Raw genomic sequence first — 16288 nt, 5'->3', positions numbered from 1 at the left:
CCCCAAAAGGAAAAGGACGCCCCCTTGCGGAGGCGCCCCTTTCCAAACCGAAGAACGGCTGAACGGCGGGCTATTAGAAGCCCATGTCGTCCATGCCGCCCATGCCACCCGGCATGCCGCCCGGAGCAGCCTTCTTCTCCGGCTTCTCGGCGATCATCGCCTCGGTGGTGATCAGCAGGCCGGCGATCGAGGCCGCGTCCTGCAGGGCGGTGCGGACCACCTTCACCGGGTCGATGATGCCGGCGGCGACCAGATCGGTGAACTCACCCTTCTGGGCGTCGTAGCCGAAGTTGGCGTCGTTCTGGTCCAGCAGCTTGCCGACCACGATCGAACCGTCGGTGCCCGCGTTGTAGGCGATCTGACGGACCGGGGCCTGCAGGGCGCGGCGGATGATGTCGATGCCGACGCGCTGCTCGTCGTTGGCCGGGGTCAGCTTGTCCAGCGCCTTGCCGGCGTACAGCAGGGCCGAACCGCCACCGGCGACCACACCCTCTTCCACCGCGGCGCGGGTGGCGTGCATGGCGTCGTCAACGCGATCCTTGCGCTCCTTCACCTCGACCTCGGTCGCACCGCCGACGCGGATGACCGCGACGCCGCCGGCCAGCTTGGCCAGACGCTCCTGCAGCTTCTCGCGGTCGTAGTCCGAGGTGGTCTCCTCGGCCTGGGCGCGGATCTGGCCGCAACGGGCTTCGATGTCGGCCTTCTCGCCGGCGCCGTCGACGATCGTGGTGGTCTCCTTGGAGATCACGACCTTCTTGGCGGTGCCCAGCATGTCGAGGGTGACGTTCTCGAGCTTGATGCCGAGATCTTCGCTGATGACCTGGCCGCCGGTCAGGATGGCCATGTCCTCCAGCATCGCCTTGCGGCGATCACCGAAGCCCGGGGCCTTCACGGCGGCGATCTTCAGGCCGCCGCGCAGCTTGTTGACGACCAGGGTGGCCAGGGCCTCGCCCTCGATGTCCTCGGCGATGATCAGCAGCGGACGCGACGACTGAACGACGGCCTCGAGGACCGGCAGCAGCGGCTGGAGGCCCGACAGCTTCTTCTCGTGCAGCAGGATGAACGGGTTTTCGAGGTCCGCGATCATCTTGTCGGCGTTGGTGATGAAGTACGGCGACAGGTAGCCGCGGTCGAACTGCATGCCCTCGACGACGTCCAGCTCGGTGTCCAGGCTCTTGGCCTCTTCCACCGTGATGACGCCTTCGTTGCCGACGCGCTCCATCGCCTGGGCGATCATCTTGCCGATTTCGGCTTCGCCGTTGGCGGAGATGGTGCCGACCTGGGCGATCTCGTCGTTGGTCGTGACCTTCTTGGCGCGGGCCTGGATGTCGGCGACGACGGCGGCGACGGCGATGTCGATGCCGCGCTTCAGGTCCATCGGGTTCAGGCCGGCGGCGACCTTCGTCACGCCTTCGCGGACGATGGCCTGGGCCAGGACGGTGGCGGTGGTGGTGCCGTCACCGGCCAGGTCGTTGGTCTTCGAGGCGACCTCGCGGACCATCTGGGCGCCCATGTTCTCGAACTTGTCCGACAGTTCGATTTCCTTGGCGACCGACACGCCGTCCTTGGTGATGCGCGGAGCGCCGAAGGACTTCTCGATCACGACGTTGCGGCCCTTCGGGCCCAGCGTGACCTTCACGGCGTCGGCGAGGATGTCAACGCCACGCAGCAGCTTTTCGCGCGCGGTGGGGCCGAACTTGACGTCTTTGGCAGCCATGTCTCGATTCCTTTAACTTGTAAATTTCGAAGGATACGGGCGGAGGACTTAGGCCTCGATGACGCCCATGATGTCCGATTCCTTCATGATCAGGTAATCGACGCCTTCGATCTTCACTTCCGTGCCCGACCACTTGCCGAACAGGATGCGGTCGCCGGCCTTGACGTCCAGCGCCACGACCTTGCCGGCCTCGTCACGAGCGCCGGGGCCGACGGCGATGATCTCGCCTTCCTGCGGCTTTTCCTTGGCCGTGTCGGGGATGATGATCCCACCCTTGGTCTTGGTGTCGGACTCCAGACGCTTGACGACGACGCGGTCGTGCAGCGGGCGGAACTTCATGGAATGCCTCCTTGGATCAAGGCTTGGTTCTGACTGACGTGAATTGGCGCGGGCGGCGGCTGTTAGCACTCCCACCCGGCGAGTGCCAGACAGCTAATCGAAGCAGTTTGGGGATTCAAGAGGCTCGTTTCGGAATTTGGCGCAAATGCCGGCAGCACTCGTTCTCCCATGCTGCTAACATATTGGCAAAGAACGATTTTTTGTCTTGCGAGAGGAAGCTGCACCGGGCAAGATTTCTTCAAAGGGTCACATGAAGACCCGACCGTCCCGGTACCGGCGCACCGCTGCCGGGAACGCATGAGAGGAACCGGACACCGCACAGCCCCGACCGAACAGCCGACCGCATGGGAGACCGCGCATGGCCAATCTCATCCTTCAGCTCCGCGATTTCCGCCTGACCACGGCCGAGATCCTCTATCATATGCCGGACCATCCCGGCCTTCTGCAGAGCTATCTGTGGCAGGATTTGGATCAGGCGCCGGATTATCCCGTCCTGCGCCGCTTCCTCGATTTCTGGCAGCGCAATCTTGACGGTAAGCTGCATTCGGTCCGGCTGGCGAGCCAGATCCTGATCTCTCCCGGCGAGTTGCGCCATGCCGCTGCGGATTTCCATATTCACTGACGCCCTTCCGGCTTCCCGCATCAACCCCGACTTTATGCCTTCCGCGCCCCTGTGATTGCCGTCACAGCGCCCGCACTCTCAGACCGCTAAAATTTTAGCGAATTCCGGCGGCGAAGATTGCGGAGGGCGCGATGATGGCGGAGCGCAGGACAAAGTCCTGGAACGAAGGCTGGAGCGATCGTAATGCAGCCGGCAGCCTGTCCGGCGAGGTGGCGGACGAGGCGGCAAACGGCACCGGCGCCAGTCCCGCCATCGGGCAGCGGACTTGCAAGCCTCCGAGTTTCAGGCTTCCGACCTGGCAGGATCGCGAGGGCAGGCTGGTGGAGGCGCTGCTGGAATGCACGACAATCGCCGGACTGTTCGCGCTCCTGTTCGCCCTGTTCGTGCTGTTCGGGGCGGCCCACACCCTCGCGCCCTGAGCCTCACGCCTCGCCGCGGTAACTGTTTGCGACAATTTGAAATCTATACTTCCCGTTTCACGGGTATTATGCCTAGATTCGCCTCCTTTGAGGGCGCATATCGCCCTCCTGGCGCGCGAAGCGGGAGTTTTCAATCATGACCACCAAGCCGGTCTGCCAAGCCGCGGTCGACCTCGTGAAGCATTTCGAAGGTCTGTATCTCAAAGCCTATCTCTGCCCGGCGGGCGTCCCCACCATCGGCTACGGTCACACGGCGGGCGTGAAGATGGGCCAGACCATCACCGCCGATCAGGCCGACAGCTTCCTCGCCTCCGACCTGACGGATGCCGCCGGCCGCGTCGACATGTTGGTGAAGGTGTCCCTCAACGACGACCAGCGCGGCGCCCTGTCCTCCTTCGTCTTCAATTTGGGGGCCGGCAGCCTGCAAAGCTCGACCCTGCTGAAGCTGCTGAACGCCGGCGACTATGCCGGGGCCGCAGGCCAGTTCGGCCGCTGGGTCTACGCCACGGTGAACGGCAAGCCGACCCAGCTGCCGGGCCTCGTCGCCCGCCGCGCGGCCGAGGCGGCACTGTTCCAGAGCCAGACCGCCCAGGCCCAGGGCGGCATCGCCACGGCCGACGGAACCGCCTGAGCGAACACCGCCCGCCCCATACGGGACAAGAGGCGTTTGACGGAGCGGGATGTTCGCACCACATTGGCGAACATCCCACCGCCGTGCTCCGGATTACCGCCGTGACCGCCTTTGCCTCCGACCGCCTCGCCTCCTCCGCCCGCCCCAATCCGGATCGGCCGATCGCCGTCTGGCTTCTGGTCTGCGCCGCCATGGTGCTGGCCATGGCCGTGATCGGCGCCATCACCCGGCTGACCGAATCGGGTCTGTCGATGGTGGAATGGAAACCGCTGATCGGCATCCTGCCGCCCTTGTCGGAGGCGGAGTGGAACCGGGTCTTCGACCTCTACAAGCAGACGCCCGAATTTCGCATCTACAACAGCCACATGGATCTGGCGGGGTTCCAGTCGATCTTCTGGTGGGAGTGGTTCCACCGGCTGTGGGGCCAGCTGATCGGGTTCGTCTTCCTCATCCCCTTCCTGCGCTTCTGGATGCAAGGCCGCATCTCGGCCGAACTGTGGCCGAAATTGATGGGCCTGTTCCTGCTGGGCGGGCTGCAGGGCGGCATCGGCTGGTTCATGGTGAAGAGCGGGCTGGTCGATGCGCCGAACGTCAGCCATTACCGGCTGGCCCTGCATCTCGGCACCGCGATCCTGATCTACGCCCTGCTGCTGCGCACCGCGCTGGGGCTGCTCGACCCCCTGCCGCTGGCGGGGTGGCGTCCGGAGGCTGCCGGCCTGCGCCGCCTTACCGGCTGGGCGCTTGGGCTGGTCGCCGTCACCATCGTCTGGGGCGCCTTCGTCGCCGGATCGGACGCCGGCCTCGCCTACAACACCTTCCCGCTGATGGCCGGCCACTGGATTCCGCCGGAGGTGAACACGCTGACCCCCTGGTGGCTCAATCCGTTCGAGAACACCGCGGCGATCCAGCTCATCCACCGCACGCTGGCCATCCTGACCGGCGTCCTGGTCCTGGTGCTGTCCGCCCGCGTCTTGAACGCCCGCCTGCCCGGCCGCGCCGGCCGCGCAGCATTGGCGTCGGCCGTCATGATCCTGCTGCAGATCGCGCTGGGCATCGTCACGCTGCTGACCGTGGTGTGGCTCCCGGTCGCCGCCGCCCATCAGGCCGGCGCGATCCTGGTGGTGTCAATGTTGGTGTGGCTGCAGTTCGAACTGCGGCCGGTGCGGGGGGAGTAACGCGCGCTGTAGTCTTGCCGGACTGCGGATATGTCCGGCAAGATTTACACGGATTTCACGGATTCAGACACGGATTACACGGATTTTTTTATAGCTTGCCGGAGCGGATATTCTCCGTCAAGCCATAGCTTTGCGGAAGAACATCCGTGAAATCCGTGTCCTAATCCGTGAAATCCGTGGAAGAATTGCCGAGCACGCCCGCACCCTGCAAAGGCGCTACACCCCGCGTCACGCCCCTTCGGCCAGATCGTACATCGCGTCGATGTCCGCGATCAGGACCTTGTTGCCTTCCTGCAGCGAGATGACCCCCGCGGTCTTCAACTGTGTGAAGGTGCGGCTGACCGTCTCGGTGGTCAGGCCCAGATAATCGGCGATGTCGGCGCGGCTCATCGGCACGAAGACCGGGTTTTCCTTATGACCGCGGCGGGCAGCCCGCTGGGACAGCATCAGCAGGAAGGAGCAGATCTTCTCCTTCGCCGTCTTGCGGCCGAGCAGGAGCATCTGGTCCTGAGCGGCGGCCAATTCGTTCGACGCCATGGAGAACAGGCGCCGCTGCATCTTGGGGAATTCCTCCAGCAGCGCGTCGATCTTCTTGCGCGGGAAGCGGCAGAGCGAGGCGCTGGTGACGGTCTCCGCGGTGTAGGCATAACTGTCGTTGACGGCCAGCCCCAGGAAGTCGCCGGTCACCAGGAAGCCGGTGATCTGGCGGCGCCCGTCCGGCAGCAGCTTGTACAGCTTCACCGTACCGGAGGTGACGTTGTAGAGCGCGTCGGCCGCGTCGCCTTCGGCGAACAGGGTGTGGCCGGCATCGATGCGCACATTCTGCAGAATGTCGGCAAGGCGCCGCAGTTCCTCCGGTTCCAGCGCGGCGCAAACCGTCAGGCTGCGCACGGGACAGGCCCCGCAGGGATTCATTTCCGTCGCAGCGCTCTTTTCCCGAGCGCGAACCGTATCAAAAGGTGGCATGGACGAACCCAGCCTTTCATTCCGCATGGGCTCATATTGGTGGCAATCGCTGAGAATCGCAACCTCGCACGCATACAACCTTTTCTTTGCCCATACGGGCTTTGGCACTATTGCCTCCGGACAGCCTCCGGAGCGGCCGGCTCGGTTCCCGACCGGGGGGCCGCCGGCAGGTCGTCGTCGAACAGGACGCGGTGCGCCGCGCCGTCGAGATCATCAAACTGGCCGGACTTCAGCGCCCACAGAAAGGCCGTCAGCCCCAGACCGCCCAGGCTGAGCGCGATCGCGATCAGATAGAGAAGCTCGTCCATCACTCGAATCCTTACCCGGCAGATCCCGCACAGCCATTTCCTGGACGGGAACATCCTTGACGATGGCACCACGGGCCAGCCGCAGCGCGTTGAGAATGACGATCAGCGACGACGACGACATGGCGAGCGCCGCCAGCAGCGGCGTCAGCATTCCGCCCATCGCGAGCGGCACGGCGCAGAGGTTATACACCAGCGCGATGCCGAAATTCTGCCGGACCAGACGGCCGGACCGGCGGGCGACCTCCACCGTCTCGACGATCGGGCGCAGCAGCCGGCCCTGGAACACCACGTCCGCCGCGGTCTGGCTGACGTCCACCGCGGTGGAGGGCGACATCGACACCGCCGCCGCGGCCAGCGCCGGGGCATCGTTCAGCCCGTCGCCCACCATCAGAACCGTGCGTCCCTCGGCGGCCAGTTCGGCCAGCACGGCGGTCTTGTCGGTAGGGGTCTGCTCGGCACGCCAGTCGGCGATGCCCAGCCGCTCCGCCACTGCCGCCACCGCCCCATTGCGGTCGCCCGACAGCAGTCGCACCTCCAGCCCGCGCGCCTTCAGCGCCGCCACCACGGCGGCGGCGTCCGGCCGCGGAGCGTCGAGGAACACGATTCGCCGCGGCTCCTCGCCCGGACGGGCGAGCCACAGCTCCGGACCGGCGGCGTCCTCCGCCTCCAGCGGCGCGCCGGTGAAACGGCGGCTGCCGAGCCGGACCTCCCCATCAGGGGTCTGCAGCAACAGGCCGGCACCGGCGATCTCGCGCACGCCTGCGGCCACCGGCACCTGTGGCGCGGCTGCAGCGAGCGCGCGGGCGAGCGGATGGCGGCTGGCCGCGGCCAGCGAGGCCGCCAGCGCCAGATCCTCCGCCGCCAGCCCGTCCAGCTGCGGCACCGGGCGCCCTTCGGTCAGGGTGCCGGTCTTGTCGAACACCACCGTGTCGATGGCGGCGAGTCGTTCCAGCGCGGTCGGGCTCTTCAACAGGGTGCCCTGGCGCATCAGCCGGCCGCTGGCAATCACCTGCACCACCGGCACCGCCAGCGCCAGCGCGCAGGGGCAGGTGATGATCAGCACGGCGATGGCGTTCATCAGCGCGTCCTGCCACATCGCCCCGCCCAGCAGCATCCAGGCACCGAAGGTGCTCAGGGCCGCCAGATGCACCACCGGGGCATAGAGCCGCGACACCCGGTCGGCGATGGCGACATATTTGGCGCGGCCCTGTTCGGCCACCTCCATCAGCCGGACGATCTCGGCCAGCAGCGTGCCCTCCCCCACCGCGGTGACGGTCAGGCGCAGCGGTGCGGTCAGGTTCAGCGTTCCGGCGAAGACCTGATCGCCCGGCCTTGCGGTGCCCGGCACCGTCTCGCCGGTGATCAGGCCGGTGTCGAGGTCTGAAATGCCGTCGGACACCCGGCCGTCCACCGGGATGCGCTCGCCGGCCGCGACCAGGATGGTGGTTCCGCTGGTGACCTGTTCCGGCGGAACGACGGCGCTGGTGCCGTCCTCGCGCAGGATGGTGACGGCGTTGGCGCGCAGTCCCAGCAACTGTTCCGCCGCCGAACGCGCCCGGCCACGCGCCCGCTGGTCGAGATAGCGGCCGACCAGCAGGAAGAACAGCAGCATCACGCCGCCGTCGAAGTAGGCATGGTCGCCGCTGTGGATCGTCTCGAACAGGCTCATGCCGGTGGCGAGCAGGACGCCGATGGTGATCGGCACGTCCATGTTGGTGCGGCCGTGGCGCAGGGCCGACAGCGCCGAGCGCGCGAAGGGACGCAGCGCATAGGCGATGGCCGGCATGCAGATCAGCGCCGAGATCCAGTGCATCAGGTCGCGGGTGGCGCTGCCCATGCCCTGGCTGTGGCCGGCCCAGACCGACACCGACAGCAGCATGACGTTGCCCATGGCGAAGCCGGCGACGGCCATGGCGCGCAGAAGCTCCTTCTCGCTCCTCGCCTGGGCGCCGCCCAGCCGGTCCGGATCGAAGGGCACGGCGCGATAGCCCAGCTGGGCGACGGTGCCGACCACCGTGTTGGCATCGGTGACCTTGGGGTCCCAGCGCACCGTCAGCCGGCGCGTGGTCATGTTCATGCGGGCGTGGCCGACGCCCGGCTGGCGGCTGAGCGCCGATTCGATCAGCCAGACGCAGGCGGCGCACTGCATGCCGTCGACCATCAGGTGCAGGCTGCGGGTGCCATCGGACTCCTCGCGCGCATGCGGTTCGTAATCCACCGTCGGGGCGTCGTCGGGGCGCAGCGGGCGCGCGGTGGGATCGACGCTGCGGCGCTCGTAATAGCGCTCCAGCCCCAGGCCGCGGACGAGATCGTAGGCGGCGGCGCAGCCGGTGCAGCAGAAAGGGCCGGCCCCATCGGTGGCGGTCGTGGCGGCGTTGGAGTTGGCTTGCACGCCCTCGCCCAACTCTTGTCCGCAATGGAGGCAGACGCTCATCTCACAGCACCCCGATGATCCCGGCCCGGCAATCGCTGCCGATTGGCCCCTTCAAAGCTCACTGCACCCAGACACGCTTCTGGTCCTGATAATCGCCGGTGGAGTGGGTGATGACGAAGCGCATGTCCCACTGGCCTTCCAGGTCCAGTTCCACCGGAGCGCCGTAACGGCCTTCGCCCAGATACGGCAGGGTCAGCGTCTTGTCGTGGCCGACGGTGGTCGGACGGATCATCGACACGGTGACGCCGGCATCCTTCAGGACGCGGCCTTCCTTGTCGCGGGCGGTGATGGCGACCAGGGCCTTGCGAGGCTCGGTGCTGGTGAATTCCGCCTGCACCTGCCAGCCGCGTTCGGCCTGGGCGCGGGCGCCGGCGAGATCCTTGTTGTAGCTGATGCCCTTGATGAAGTGGTTCTCGGTCTGCACCCCGGTCCAGCTCGACATGGCGAAATGGACCATGATCGCGTTCACCGTCAGGACGATCATGAAGAGGCCGACGAAGATCCAGGGGATGTACCATCCCTTCTGGCGCGGCGGCTTGACACGCTTCGGAGCGGTGGGGCGGTTTCCGGTGGTCGTGCTGATGGTCATGGTCGCTGGCTGCCCTTCGACTGGTCGGCGGCTTCTGGTCGGCAAATTCCGGTGGCCGGTCCGGGCACTATGGCGACCGATTGCCGCAGGTACATTGCGCTGGATCAAATGACAGGAAGTTCACGGAACCGCCAGCCGGCAGGCCGTTTCCCATAGGAAAAGGGCGCCGGGGAGCGAACTCCCCGACGCCCTTCAGGTCGGTTCCGAACTTATCCCCGGATCGGGATCGGCTTACTTGCCGCCGCCCAGGTTGTGGACGTAGACCGCCAGCGACTTGATCGTCGCGTCGTCCAGACGCTTCGACCAGGCCGGCATCATGCCGGCACGGCCGTTGGTCACCGTGTCCATCAGCGTGGCCTTGTCGCCGCCGTAGAGCCAGTTGGCCTGCTTCAGCGGGGGAGCGCCGATGCCGTCGAGACCGGCGGCGACCGAACCCTGACCAGCGTCGCCGTGGCAGGCGGCGCAGTTCTCGTCATAGACGGTCTTGCCCTTGGCGACCTTGCCCGCATCGGCGGTCTTGCCGTTCAGCGACAGCACATAGTCCGTGACCTGATCGATCTGGTCGCGGTTCAGGATGCCGTCCTTGCCGAAGGCGGTCATGCCGACATTCGGCACGCCACGGGTGTCGCCGTCATCCGAACGGATGCCGTGCTGGATGGTCTTGTAGATGTCGGCCGAGGAGCCGCCCCACAGCCACACGTCGTCGGCCAGCGTCGGGAAGCCCTTGGCACCCTGGCCGCCGGCACCGTGGCAGGCGGCGCAGTTCTCGTTGAAGTAGGACCGGCCGCCGGCCATGGCGAAGCCCAGCAGGTCCTTGTCCTTCTGGATTTCGTCGACCGACTTGGCGGCGATGGCGGTCAGGAACTTGGCCTGGCCGGCCTTCGCCTCCGCCATCCGGGTATCGAGTTCTTCACGCTGCGAATAGCCGAGGATGCCCTTCGTGTAGGTCTTGCCCAGCGGCCAGGCCGGGTAGAACACGTAGTACACCAGCGACCAGGCGATGCAGACGTAGAAGAGGTACAGCCACCACTTGGGCAGCGGGTTGTTCAGTTCGCGCAGTCCATCCCACTCGTGGCCGGTGGTCTCGACGCCGGACAGCTCGTCCTTGTAATTCTGTGCCATGGTCTAAAGCTCCTGACCATCATCCTTGAGCGGGATCTGGGCGGCGTCGTCGAAGGTGCGGCGGTTGCCGGGCCACATGGCGTAAACCAGGATACCCGTCAGCAGCAGCATCAACCACACCGTCCAGAAGGACCGAAGCATCACCGTGATCGAATCCAAGTCCATGGATTCCTCCCCCGATTACTGCTGCAGCTGCTTCGGCGACTGGTACTTGGTGAAGTCCACCATGGTGCCCAGCACCTGCAGGTAGGCGACGAGAGCGTCCATTTCGGTGACGGTCTTGTTGCCGGTGAAGTTCGCGACCACGGCCTTCGGATAGCGCTTGGCCAGGCCGGCGGTGTCGCCGTCCGGGTTCTTCTGCGCTTCCAGGTCGGCCTTGGCGTTGGCGATCTGCTCGTCGGAGTAGGGAACGCCGACGATCTTCAGCGCCTTCAGGTGATCGGCGATGTCGCCATAGCTCAGCGGACGGTCCTTCATCCAGGCATAGCCCGGCATGATGGACTCCGGCACGACCGCGCGCGGGTTCACCAGATGGGCGACCTGCCAGTCGTTGGAGTACTTGCCGCCGACGCGGGCCAGGTCCGGACCCGTGCGCTTGGAGCCCCACTGGAACGGATGGTCGTACATCGACTCCGCAGCCAGCGAGTAGTGGCCGTAACGCTCGACCTCGTCACGGAACGGACGGATCTGCTGGCTGTGGCAGTTGTAGCAGCCTTCACGGTAGTAGATGTTCTGCCCGGCCAGTTCGAGCGGGGAGTAGGGACGGACCCCCTCCACCTTCTCGATGGTCGATTCGATGGTGAAGAGCGGGACGATCTGGACCAGACCGCCGATCGACACGGTGATCAGCACGAGCACGATCAGAAGAAGCGTGTTCCGCTCGATCAGATCGTGGCTGAAGCCCTTTTTTTCCTGAGCCATTTCTCGCATCCTTCCCTAGCGTCAGGCCGCGCCGACCGCCGCCTTGTGCGGGGTGGTGACATAGGGCTTCTCGATGCGGACATCGCCCTTCGCCGTGCGCCACAGGTTGTAGACCATGATGAGAGCGCCGATGACGAACAGGACGCCGCCCATCGCGCGGATCACGTAGAACGGGTGCATCGCCGCGACGGTCTCCACGAAGGAGTACTGCAGGAAGCCCAGGTTGTCGTAGGCACGCCACATCAGGCCCTGCATGATGCCCGACACCCACATGGCGGTGATGTAGAGCACGATGCCGATGGTGGCGGTCCAGAAGTGGTAGCTGACCAGACGCATGCTGTAGAGCTGCGAGCGCTTCCACAGCACCGGCACGAGATAATAGATCGCGCCGAAGGAGACGAAGGCGACCCAGCCGAGAGCGCCGGAGTGCACGTGGCCGACGGTCCAGTCGGTGTAGTGCGACAGGGCGTTGACCGGCTTGACCGACATCAGCGGGCCTTCGAAGGTCGACATGCCGTAGAAGGCGACCGAGGTGACCAGGAAACGCAGGACCGGGTCGGTGCGCAGCTTATCCCAGGCGCCCGACAGGGTCATGATGCCGTTGATCATGCCGCCCCAGGACGGCATCCACAGCATGACCGAGAAGGTCATGCCCAGCGTCTGCGCCCAGTCCGGCAGGGAGGTGTAGTGCAGGTGGTGCGGGCCGGCCCAGATGTAGAGGAAGATCAGGGTCCAGAAGTGGACGATCGACAGGCGGTAGGAATAGACCGGCCGCTCGGCGCGCTTGGGCACGAAGTAGTACATGATGCCCAGGAAGCCGGCGGTCAGGAAGAAGCCGACCGCGTTGTGGCCGTACCACCACTGCACCATCGCGCTCTGCACGCCCGACACGAAGCTGTAGGACTTCATGCCGAACAGCGACACCGGGATGTTGACGTTGTTGCCGATGTGCAGGATGGCGACGGTCAGGATGAACGCCATGAAGAACCAGTTCGCCACATAGATGTGCGACTCGCGCCGCGTCATCACGGTGCCGATGAACTGGACCGCATAGAGCACCCAGACGACCGTCAGGTACAGATCGAGGATCCACTCGGGCTCGGCGTATTCCTTGCCCTGGGTGTAGCCCAGGACATAGCTCAGCGCCGCAAGCACGATGAAGACGTTGTAGTTCCAGAAAACGAACTTCGCCAGCCCTTCGCCCCCGAAGAGATGCTGACGGCAAGTCCGTTGAACCGAATAGAGCGAGGTGGCGAACAGCACATTGCCGCCGAACGCGAAAATCACGGCCGAGGTGTGGACGGGGCGCAGGCGCCCGAAGCTCGTCCACTCCAACCCGAGATTCAGCGCCGGGAAGGCCAGCTGCAGAGCGATGAAGGTGCCGGCCAGGAAACCGACCACGCCCCAGAACACTGCAGCGATCACGAAGAGTCGGATGGCGTCCTCATGGTAACGCACGTCTTCCGACACCCGCTGGCTGCCCAGGGTGGCCCCTGAAGTCAGAGTCGCTGATGTCATACAATCTCTCCCGTTTGCCCCGGGCGGCCGCGAGGCCGCACCGTCTGGGTTGCACCACCACTGGGTACGTACTGTTAAGGAGCGGGACAGGTTGCACTCGGGAATGCCAAGAGGGACGCCGGGCGCGCCTGTCTCCAATGGGCCCCACTATGTGTAGGGGGGGCTTGTACAACATTGATCTACGTCAACGACCCTGGCGGGCCCGCCCTGCCATCGTTCAGTGTCCTTGCAATCGGCCGGACTGAAATGGACGACAGTTTCATCGCGAAACCCCTTGGTCGGCGCCAAGTCGACCAGGCCTACCCGCTGGTCTGCGCAATCTCGCCGGGACTGGGGGTCGACCAATGGCGCGCATTTGCCGCAGCGGTGTTGGGAACCGCAAGCAAGGGTGGTGGCGCCGGGCGCTCCGGCCTGCCCGCTGATGCCGGCATCATCACCGTGCAGAACGCCCAGGGCTACATGCACGGCCTGTTTTCCTACGCGGTGGAGCCGCACCTGCGCCACGGCCGGGTGCTGAGCGTTGACAACTTCGTGGTGTTGGACCTGTTCGACGTGGCCGGCATCGCCGAGACCCTGCTGCGGGCGATGGAGGCGCTGGCCCGGCAGCTCGGCTGCGCCGCCATCCACACCACCCTGCCGGAGCGCCATCTCCCGCTGGACGCCCGGCGCAGTCCGATCCCCGACTGTTTCCGCACCGAAGGCCACCGGCAGGAGACGATCCGCTTCTGCAAGGATCTGGCCGTGGTCAACGACAATGCCCCCGCCGTGGCGGACAGCCTGCGCGGGGTGGAGTAGCCGCCCGGCATCCGGGACTTTCAGGGATCCGTTGCCAGGGATCCGTTGCACGCCGGCGATTTGCCGTTAGGATGCGGCCCCATGAGCGACACCGGCACCAAACCCGTCAAGAAGTACCCGCCGATCCACCTGCAGGCCGGCCGCCAGCGGCGCGTCATGCAGGGGCATCCCTGGGTCTATTCCAACGAAGTCCAGATGGACACCATCGCCAAGGCGGTCCCGCCCGGCACCCCGGTTCGGCTTCTGGACCCCGGCGGGACGCCGTTGGGCATCTACACCTTCAATCCGCACACGCTGATCGCCGCGCGGCTGCTGTCGAGCGATCCGGCGACCGTGGTGGATCATGCCTTCATCACAGACCGGCTGCGCCGCGCGGTCGAACTGCGCGAGCGGCTGTTCTCCCGTCCCTTCTACCGCGTGGTCCATGCCGAGGCCGACGGTCTTCCCGGCCTGATCGTCGACCGTTTCGACGACGTAGTGACGGTGCAGGCCAACTCCGTCTTCATGGACAACCGTATCGACGACATCCTGGCCGCCATCGACGAGGTGATGGCGCCGCGCACGGTCATCCTGCGCAACGACGGCAGCCAGCGCGCACTGGAGGGTCTGACCGAGGAGACCCGGCTGGCGAAGGGCGAGCTCGACGGCCCGATCCGGCTGGAAGAGAACGGCGTGACCTTCTTCGCCAATCCGCTGGACGGCCAGAAGACCGGCTGGTTCTACGACCAGCGCGACAACCGCGCCTTCATCGCCTCGCTGGCAAAGGGCGGGCGCGCCATCGACTTCTACAGCTACAACGGTGGCTTCGGCATCCAATGCGCAGTGGCCGGCGCCACCCATGTGGTTGCGGTCGACCGCTCCGCCCTGGCGCTGGAGAACGCCACCCGCGCCGCCGAGGCGAACGGCGTCGCCGACCGCTTCGAGGCGCGCAAGGCCGACGCCTTCCAGGAGATGGAGCGTCTTAGCGCCGCTGGCGAGACCTTCCAGGTGGTGGTGGCCGACCCGCCGGCCTTCGTAAAATCGAAGAAGGATCTGGGAGCCGGTTGCCGCGCCTATCGCAAGATGGCTCGCTTGGCCGCAAAGATCACGGCGCCCGGTGGCTTTCTGCTGTGCGGGTCGTGCAGCCACAATGTCGATCCGCCGACTTTTGCCGAACAGGTCGCCCGCGGCCTGCACGATGCCGGCCGCACCGGCCGCATCCTGCGCAGCGCCGGCGCCGGTCCGGACCACCCGGTCCACCCGCATCTGCCGGAGTCGGCCTATCTCAAGGCCATCGTGCTGCAGCTGGATTGAAGGCGTTCAGTCTTCGAATGCCCCCACCCTGACCCTCCCCCGCCCAGCGGGGGAGGGTCAGGGTGGGGGTCCAACCTCCTCACCGCTCGAACAGGCCAACCACCTCGACATGGGCCGACCATAGGAACTGGTCGACCGGCCAGACCTTCACCAGACGATAGCCGCCATCCACCAGCACCCGCGCGTCGCGGGCGAAGCTCGACGGATTGCAGGACACCCCCACCACCCGTGGCACCTTGCTGCCGGCAAGCGCCGCCGCCTGGGCTGCAGCACCGGCGCGCGGCGGATCGAACACCACGGCATCGTAACGATTGAGTTCCTTGGCGCTTAGCGGATTGTCGAACAGGTCGCGGCGCTCCGCCGTCAGCCGCAGTCCCTGGACCGAGCGGCCGAGCGCCGCCACAGCCGGCTCGTCGCCCTCCACCGCATGGACCGCTGCTTGTTGCGCAAGCGGAATGGAAAAGGTGCCGATGCCGGCGAACAGATCGGCAATGCGGGCCGCCGGCCCCACCCCCTCGCGCACCGCGGCAACCAGGGCAGCCTCGCCCTCGGCACTGGCCTGGAGGAAGGCGCCGGGCGGCGGCTGGATCGGAACGTCTGCGAAACGAATAAAGGCCGGGCGTCGGTTCGCCACCGGTTCCGGCGCGGCGCGGTCGGTGGGTTGCCAAGCGATGCGGGCGATGCGTTCCGGCTCGAAGGCGACCAGCGCCTCACGCGCGGCACGGTCGAGGCTGCGCGGCCCGACCAGCAGCAGGTCGGCCCCGCCCTCCAGGTCGGTCAGCACCACGTCGGCGTCGCCGCCGTCCGGCAGGATCTCCGCCAGTACACCGCGCAAGGGCTCCACCAAGGCGAACAGGCGGGAGGCCAGAACGGGGCACTCCTCCAGGTCGACCAGCCTGTGGCTCTGGCGTTCATTGAAACCGAACCAGACACGCTTGCCGCGCTTCAGAGCCGCAAAGCGGGCGCGGCGGCGGGCACCGGCCGGCGTGCGCGCCAGCGGTTCCAGCGGCACCTCACCCAACCCGACCCGTTCCAGCGCGCCGCGCACCATTCCGACGGTCCAGGCCGCGTACGTCGCATCGTCCATGTGTTGGAGCGTACAGCCGCCGCAGCGGCCGAAATGACGGCAGGGTGGCGTCTGGCGTCCGGGGCCGGGTTCAAGAATTTCAACAAGTTCGGCCCGTACGCCTTCCCCCTTTCCATCGCCGTCACCGATGCGTACGCGCACATGGTCGCCGGTCACCGTGTAGGGCACAAACAGACGCAAGCCTTCGGCGAAGGCCAGCCCGTCGCCGCGAGCGCCGACATCGGTGATGGCGACCTCCAGCTCCCGCGTTTCGGCAGAAGCATGGTTGGTCTTGCGGGCGGGCGGGCGTCCCTTGGCGAAGGGGCGCTTGCCGGAAGGGCGCTGGGGTGAGCGCGTCATGACGGGAGGTCCG

At 66.3% G+C, this 16288-nt stretch carries 17 protein-coding genes; 6 read left to right on the top strand and 11 right to left on the bottom strand.

Annotation, left to right across the window (positions count from 1 at the left end; translation table 11 throughout):
• Positions 1-73 precede the first annotated feature (73 nt).
• A complete protein-coding gene (gene groL / locus FZ983_RS13265) occupies positions 74-1717 on the bottom strand; it encodes a chaperonin GroEL (RefSeq protein ID WP_149223992.1) in 1644 nt (547 codons plus the stop codon).
• Between the two features lie 48 nt (positions 1718-1765).
• Complete coding sequence (groES, locus tag FZ983_RS13260; protein ID WP_014248860.1) at positions 1766-2056, bottom strand: co-chaperone GroES; 291 nt, start codon at positions 2054-2056, stop codon at positions 1766-1768.
• 358 nt (positions 2057-2414) lie between these two features.
• On the opposite strand from groES, the gene FZ983_RS13255 reads away from it, so the two are divergent.
• The 4 genes from FZ983_RS13255 to FZ983_RS13240 all read left to right on the top strand — a co-directional run bounded on the left by FZ983_RS13255 (position 2415) and on the right by FZ983_RS13240 (position 4903).
• Positions 2415-2678: an usg protein gene (locus tag FZ983_RS13255; protein ID WP_149223991.1), complete on the top strand. Its 264-nt coding sequence runs from the start codon at positions 2415-2417 to the stop codon at positions 2676-2678.
• 131 nt (positions 2679-2809) lie between these two features.
• Entirely contained in the window at positions 2810-3097 is a 288-nt protein-coding gene (locus FZ983_RS13250) for a hypothetical protein (RefSeq protein WP_149223990.1), read from the top strand.
• A 136-nt stretch (positions 3098-3233) separates the two neighbouring features.
• The gene (locus FZ983_RS13245) at positions 3234-3728 is read left to right on the top strand and encodes a lysozyme (RefSeq protein ID WP_149223989.1); all 495 of its coding nucleotides are present in this window, start codon (positions 3234-3236) and stop codon (positions 3726-3728) included.
• A 101-nt stretch (positions 3729-3829) separates the two neighbouring features.
• Positions 3830-4903, top strand: a complete 1074-nt coding sequence (locus FZ983_RS13240; protein ID WP_149223988.1) for a COX15/CtaA family protein — start codon at positions 3830-3832, stop codon at positions 4901-4903.
• Between the two features lie 228 nt (positions 4904-5131).
• Here FZ983_RS13240 and FZ983_RS13235 read toward each other — a convergent pair whose 3' ends face one another.
• From FZ983_RS13235 to ccoN, 8 genes are all read right to left on the bottom strand, one after another.
• Positions 5132-5794: a cyclic nucleotide-binding domain-containing protein gene (locus tag FZ983_RS13235; RefSeq protein ID WP_247883739.1), complete on the bottom strand. Its 663-nt coding sequence runs from the start codon at positions 5792-5794 to the stop codon at positions 5132-5134.
• Between the two features lie 182 nt (positions 5795-5976).
• On the bottom strand, positions 5977-6177 hold the full coding sequence (gene ccoS, locus FZ983_RS34690; RefSeq protein WP_149223986.1) for a cbb3-type cytochrome oxidase assembly protein CcoS: 201 nt from the start codon (positions 6175-6177) through the stop codon (positions 5977-5979).
• A complete protein-coding gene (locus FZ983_RS13225; RefSeq protein ID WP_149223985.1) occupies positions 6083-8611 on the bottom strand; it encodes a heavy metal translocating P-type ATPase metal-binding domain-containing protein in 2529 nt (842 codons plus the stop codon). Before FZ983_RS13225 ends, ccoS begins: the two co-directional genes overlap by 95 nt.
• A 58-nt stretch (positions 8612-8669) precedes the next feature.
• A complete protein-coding gene (locus FZ983_RS13220) occupies positions 8670-9200 on the bottom strand; it encodes a FixH family protein (RefSeq protein ID WP_149223984.1) in 531 nt (176 codons plus the stop codon).
• A 231-nt stretch (positions 9201-9431) separates the two neighbouring features.
• Complete coding sequence (ccoP, locus tag FZ983_RS13215; RefSeq protein ID WP_149223983.1) at positions 9432-10322, bottom strand: cytochrome-c oxidase, cbb3-type subunit III; 891 nt, start codon at positions 10320-10322, stop codon at positions 9432-9434.
• Positions 10323-10325: 3 nt separating this feature from the next.
• On the bottom strand, positions 10326-10487 hold the full coding sequence (locus tag FZ983_RS13210) for a cbb3-type cytochrome c oxidase subunit 3 (protein ID WP_012972963.1): 162 nt from the start codon (positions 10485-10487) through the stop codon (positions 10326-10328).
• A 15-nt stretch (positions 10488-10502) separates the two neighbouring features.
• Positions 10503-11243 (bottom strand): cytochrome-c oxidase, cbb3-type subunit II, encoded by a 741-nt coding sequence (gene ccoO, locus FZ983_RS13205; RefSeq protein ID WP_149223982.1) that lies wholly within the window; start codon positions 11241-11243, stop codon positions 10503-10505.
• A gap of 21 nt (positions 11244-11264) precedes the next feature.
• Positions 11265-12761: a cytochrome-c oxidase, cbb3-type subunit I gene (gene ccoN, locus FZ983_RS13200; protein WP_149223981.1), complete on the bottom strand. Its 1497-nt coding sequence runs from the start codon at positions 12759-12761 to the stop codon at positions 11265-11267.
• A gap of 246 nt (positions 12762-13007) precedes the next feature.
• On the opposite strand from ccoN, the gene FZ983_RS13195 reads away from it, so the two are divergent.
• Together FZ983_RS13195 and FZ983_RS13190 are read left to right on the top strand one after the other, a co-directional pair.
• Complete coding sequence (locus tag FZ983_RS13195; protein WP_149223980.1) at positions 13008-13556, top strand: hypothetical protein; 549 nt, start codon at positions 13008-13010, stop codon at positions 13554-13556.
• 81 nt (positions 13557-13637) lie between these two features.
• The gene (locus FZ983_RS13190) at positions 13638-14849 is read left to right on the top strand and encodes a class I SAM-dependent rRNA methyltransferase (RefSeq protein WP_149223979.1); all 1212 of its coding nucleotides are present in this window, start codon (positions 13638-13640) and stop codon (positions 14847-14849) included.
• Between the two features lie 79 nt (positions 14850-14928).
• Here the strand turns inward: FZ983_RS13190 and FZ983_RS13185 are convergent, their stop codons facing one another.
• Entirely contained in the window at positions 14929-16275 is a 1347-nt protein-coding gene (locus tag FZ983_RS13185) for a methyltransferase (protein ID WP_149223978.1), read from the bottom strand.
• Between the last annotated feature and the right edge of the window lie 13 nt (positions 16276-16288).

Origin of the sequence: Azospirillum sp. B21 (genome assembly GCF_008364825.1) — a bacterium.
Lineage (GTDB): Bacteria > Pseudomonadota > Alphaproteobacteria > Azospirillales > Azospirillaceae > Azospirillum.
Note: the sequence above shows the minus strand (reverse complement) of the source record. Positions and strands in the feature narration are given on the sequence as shown.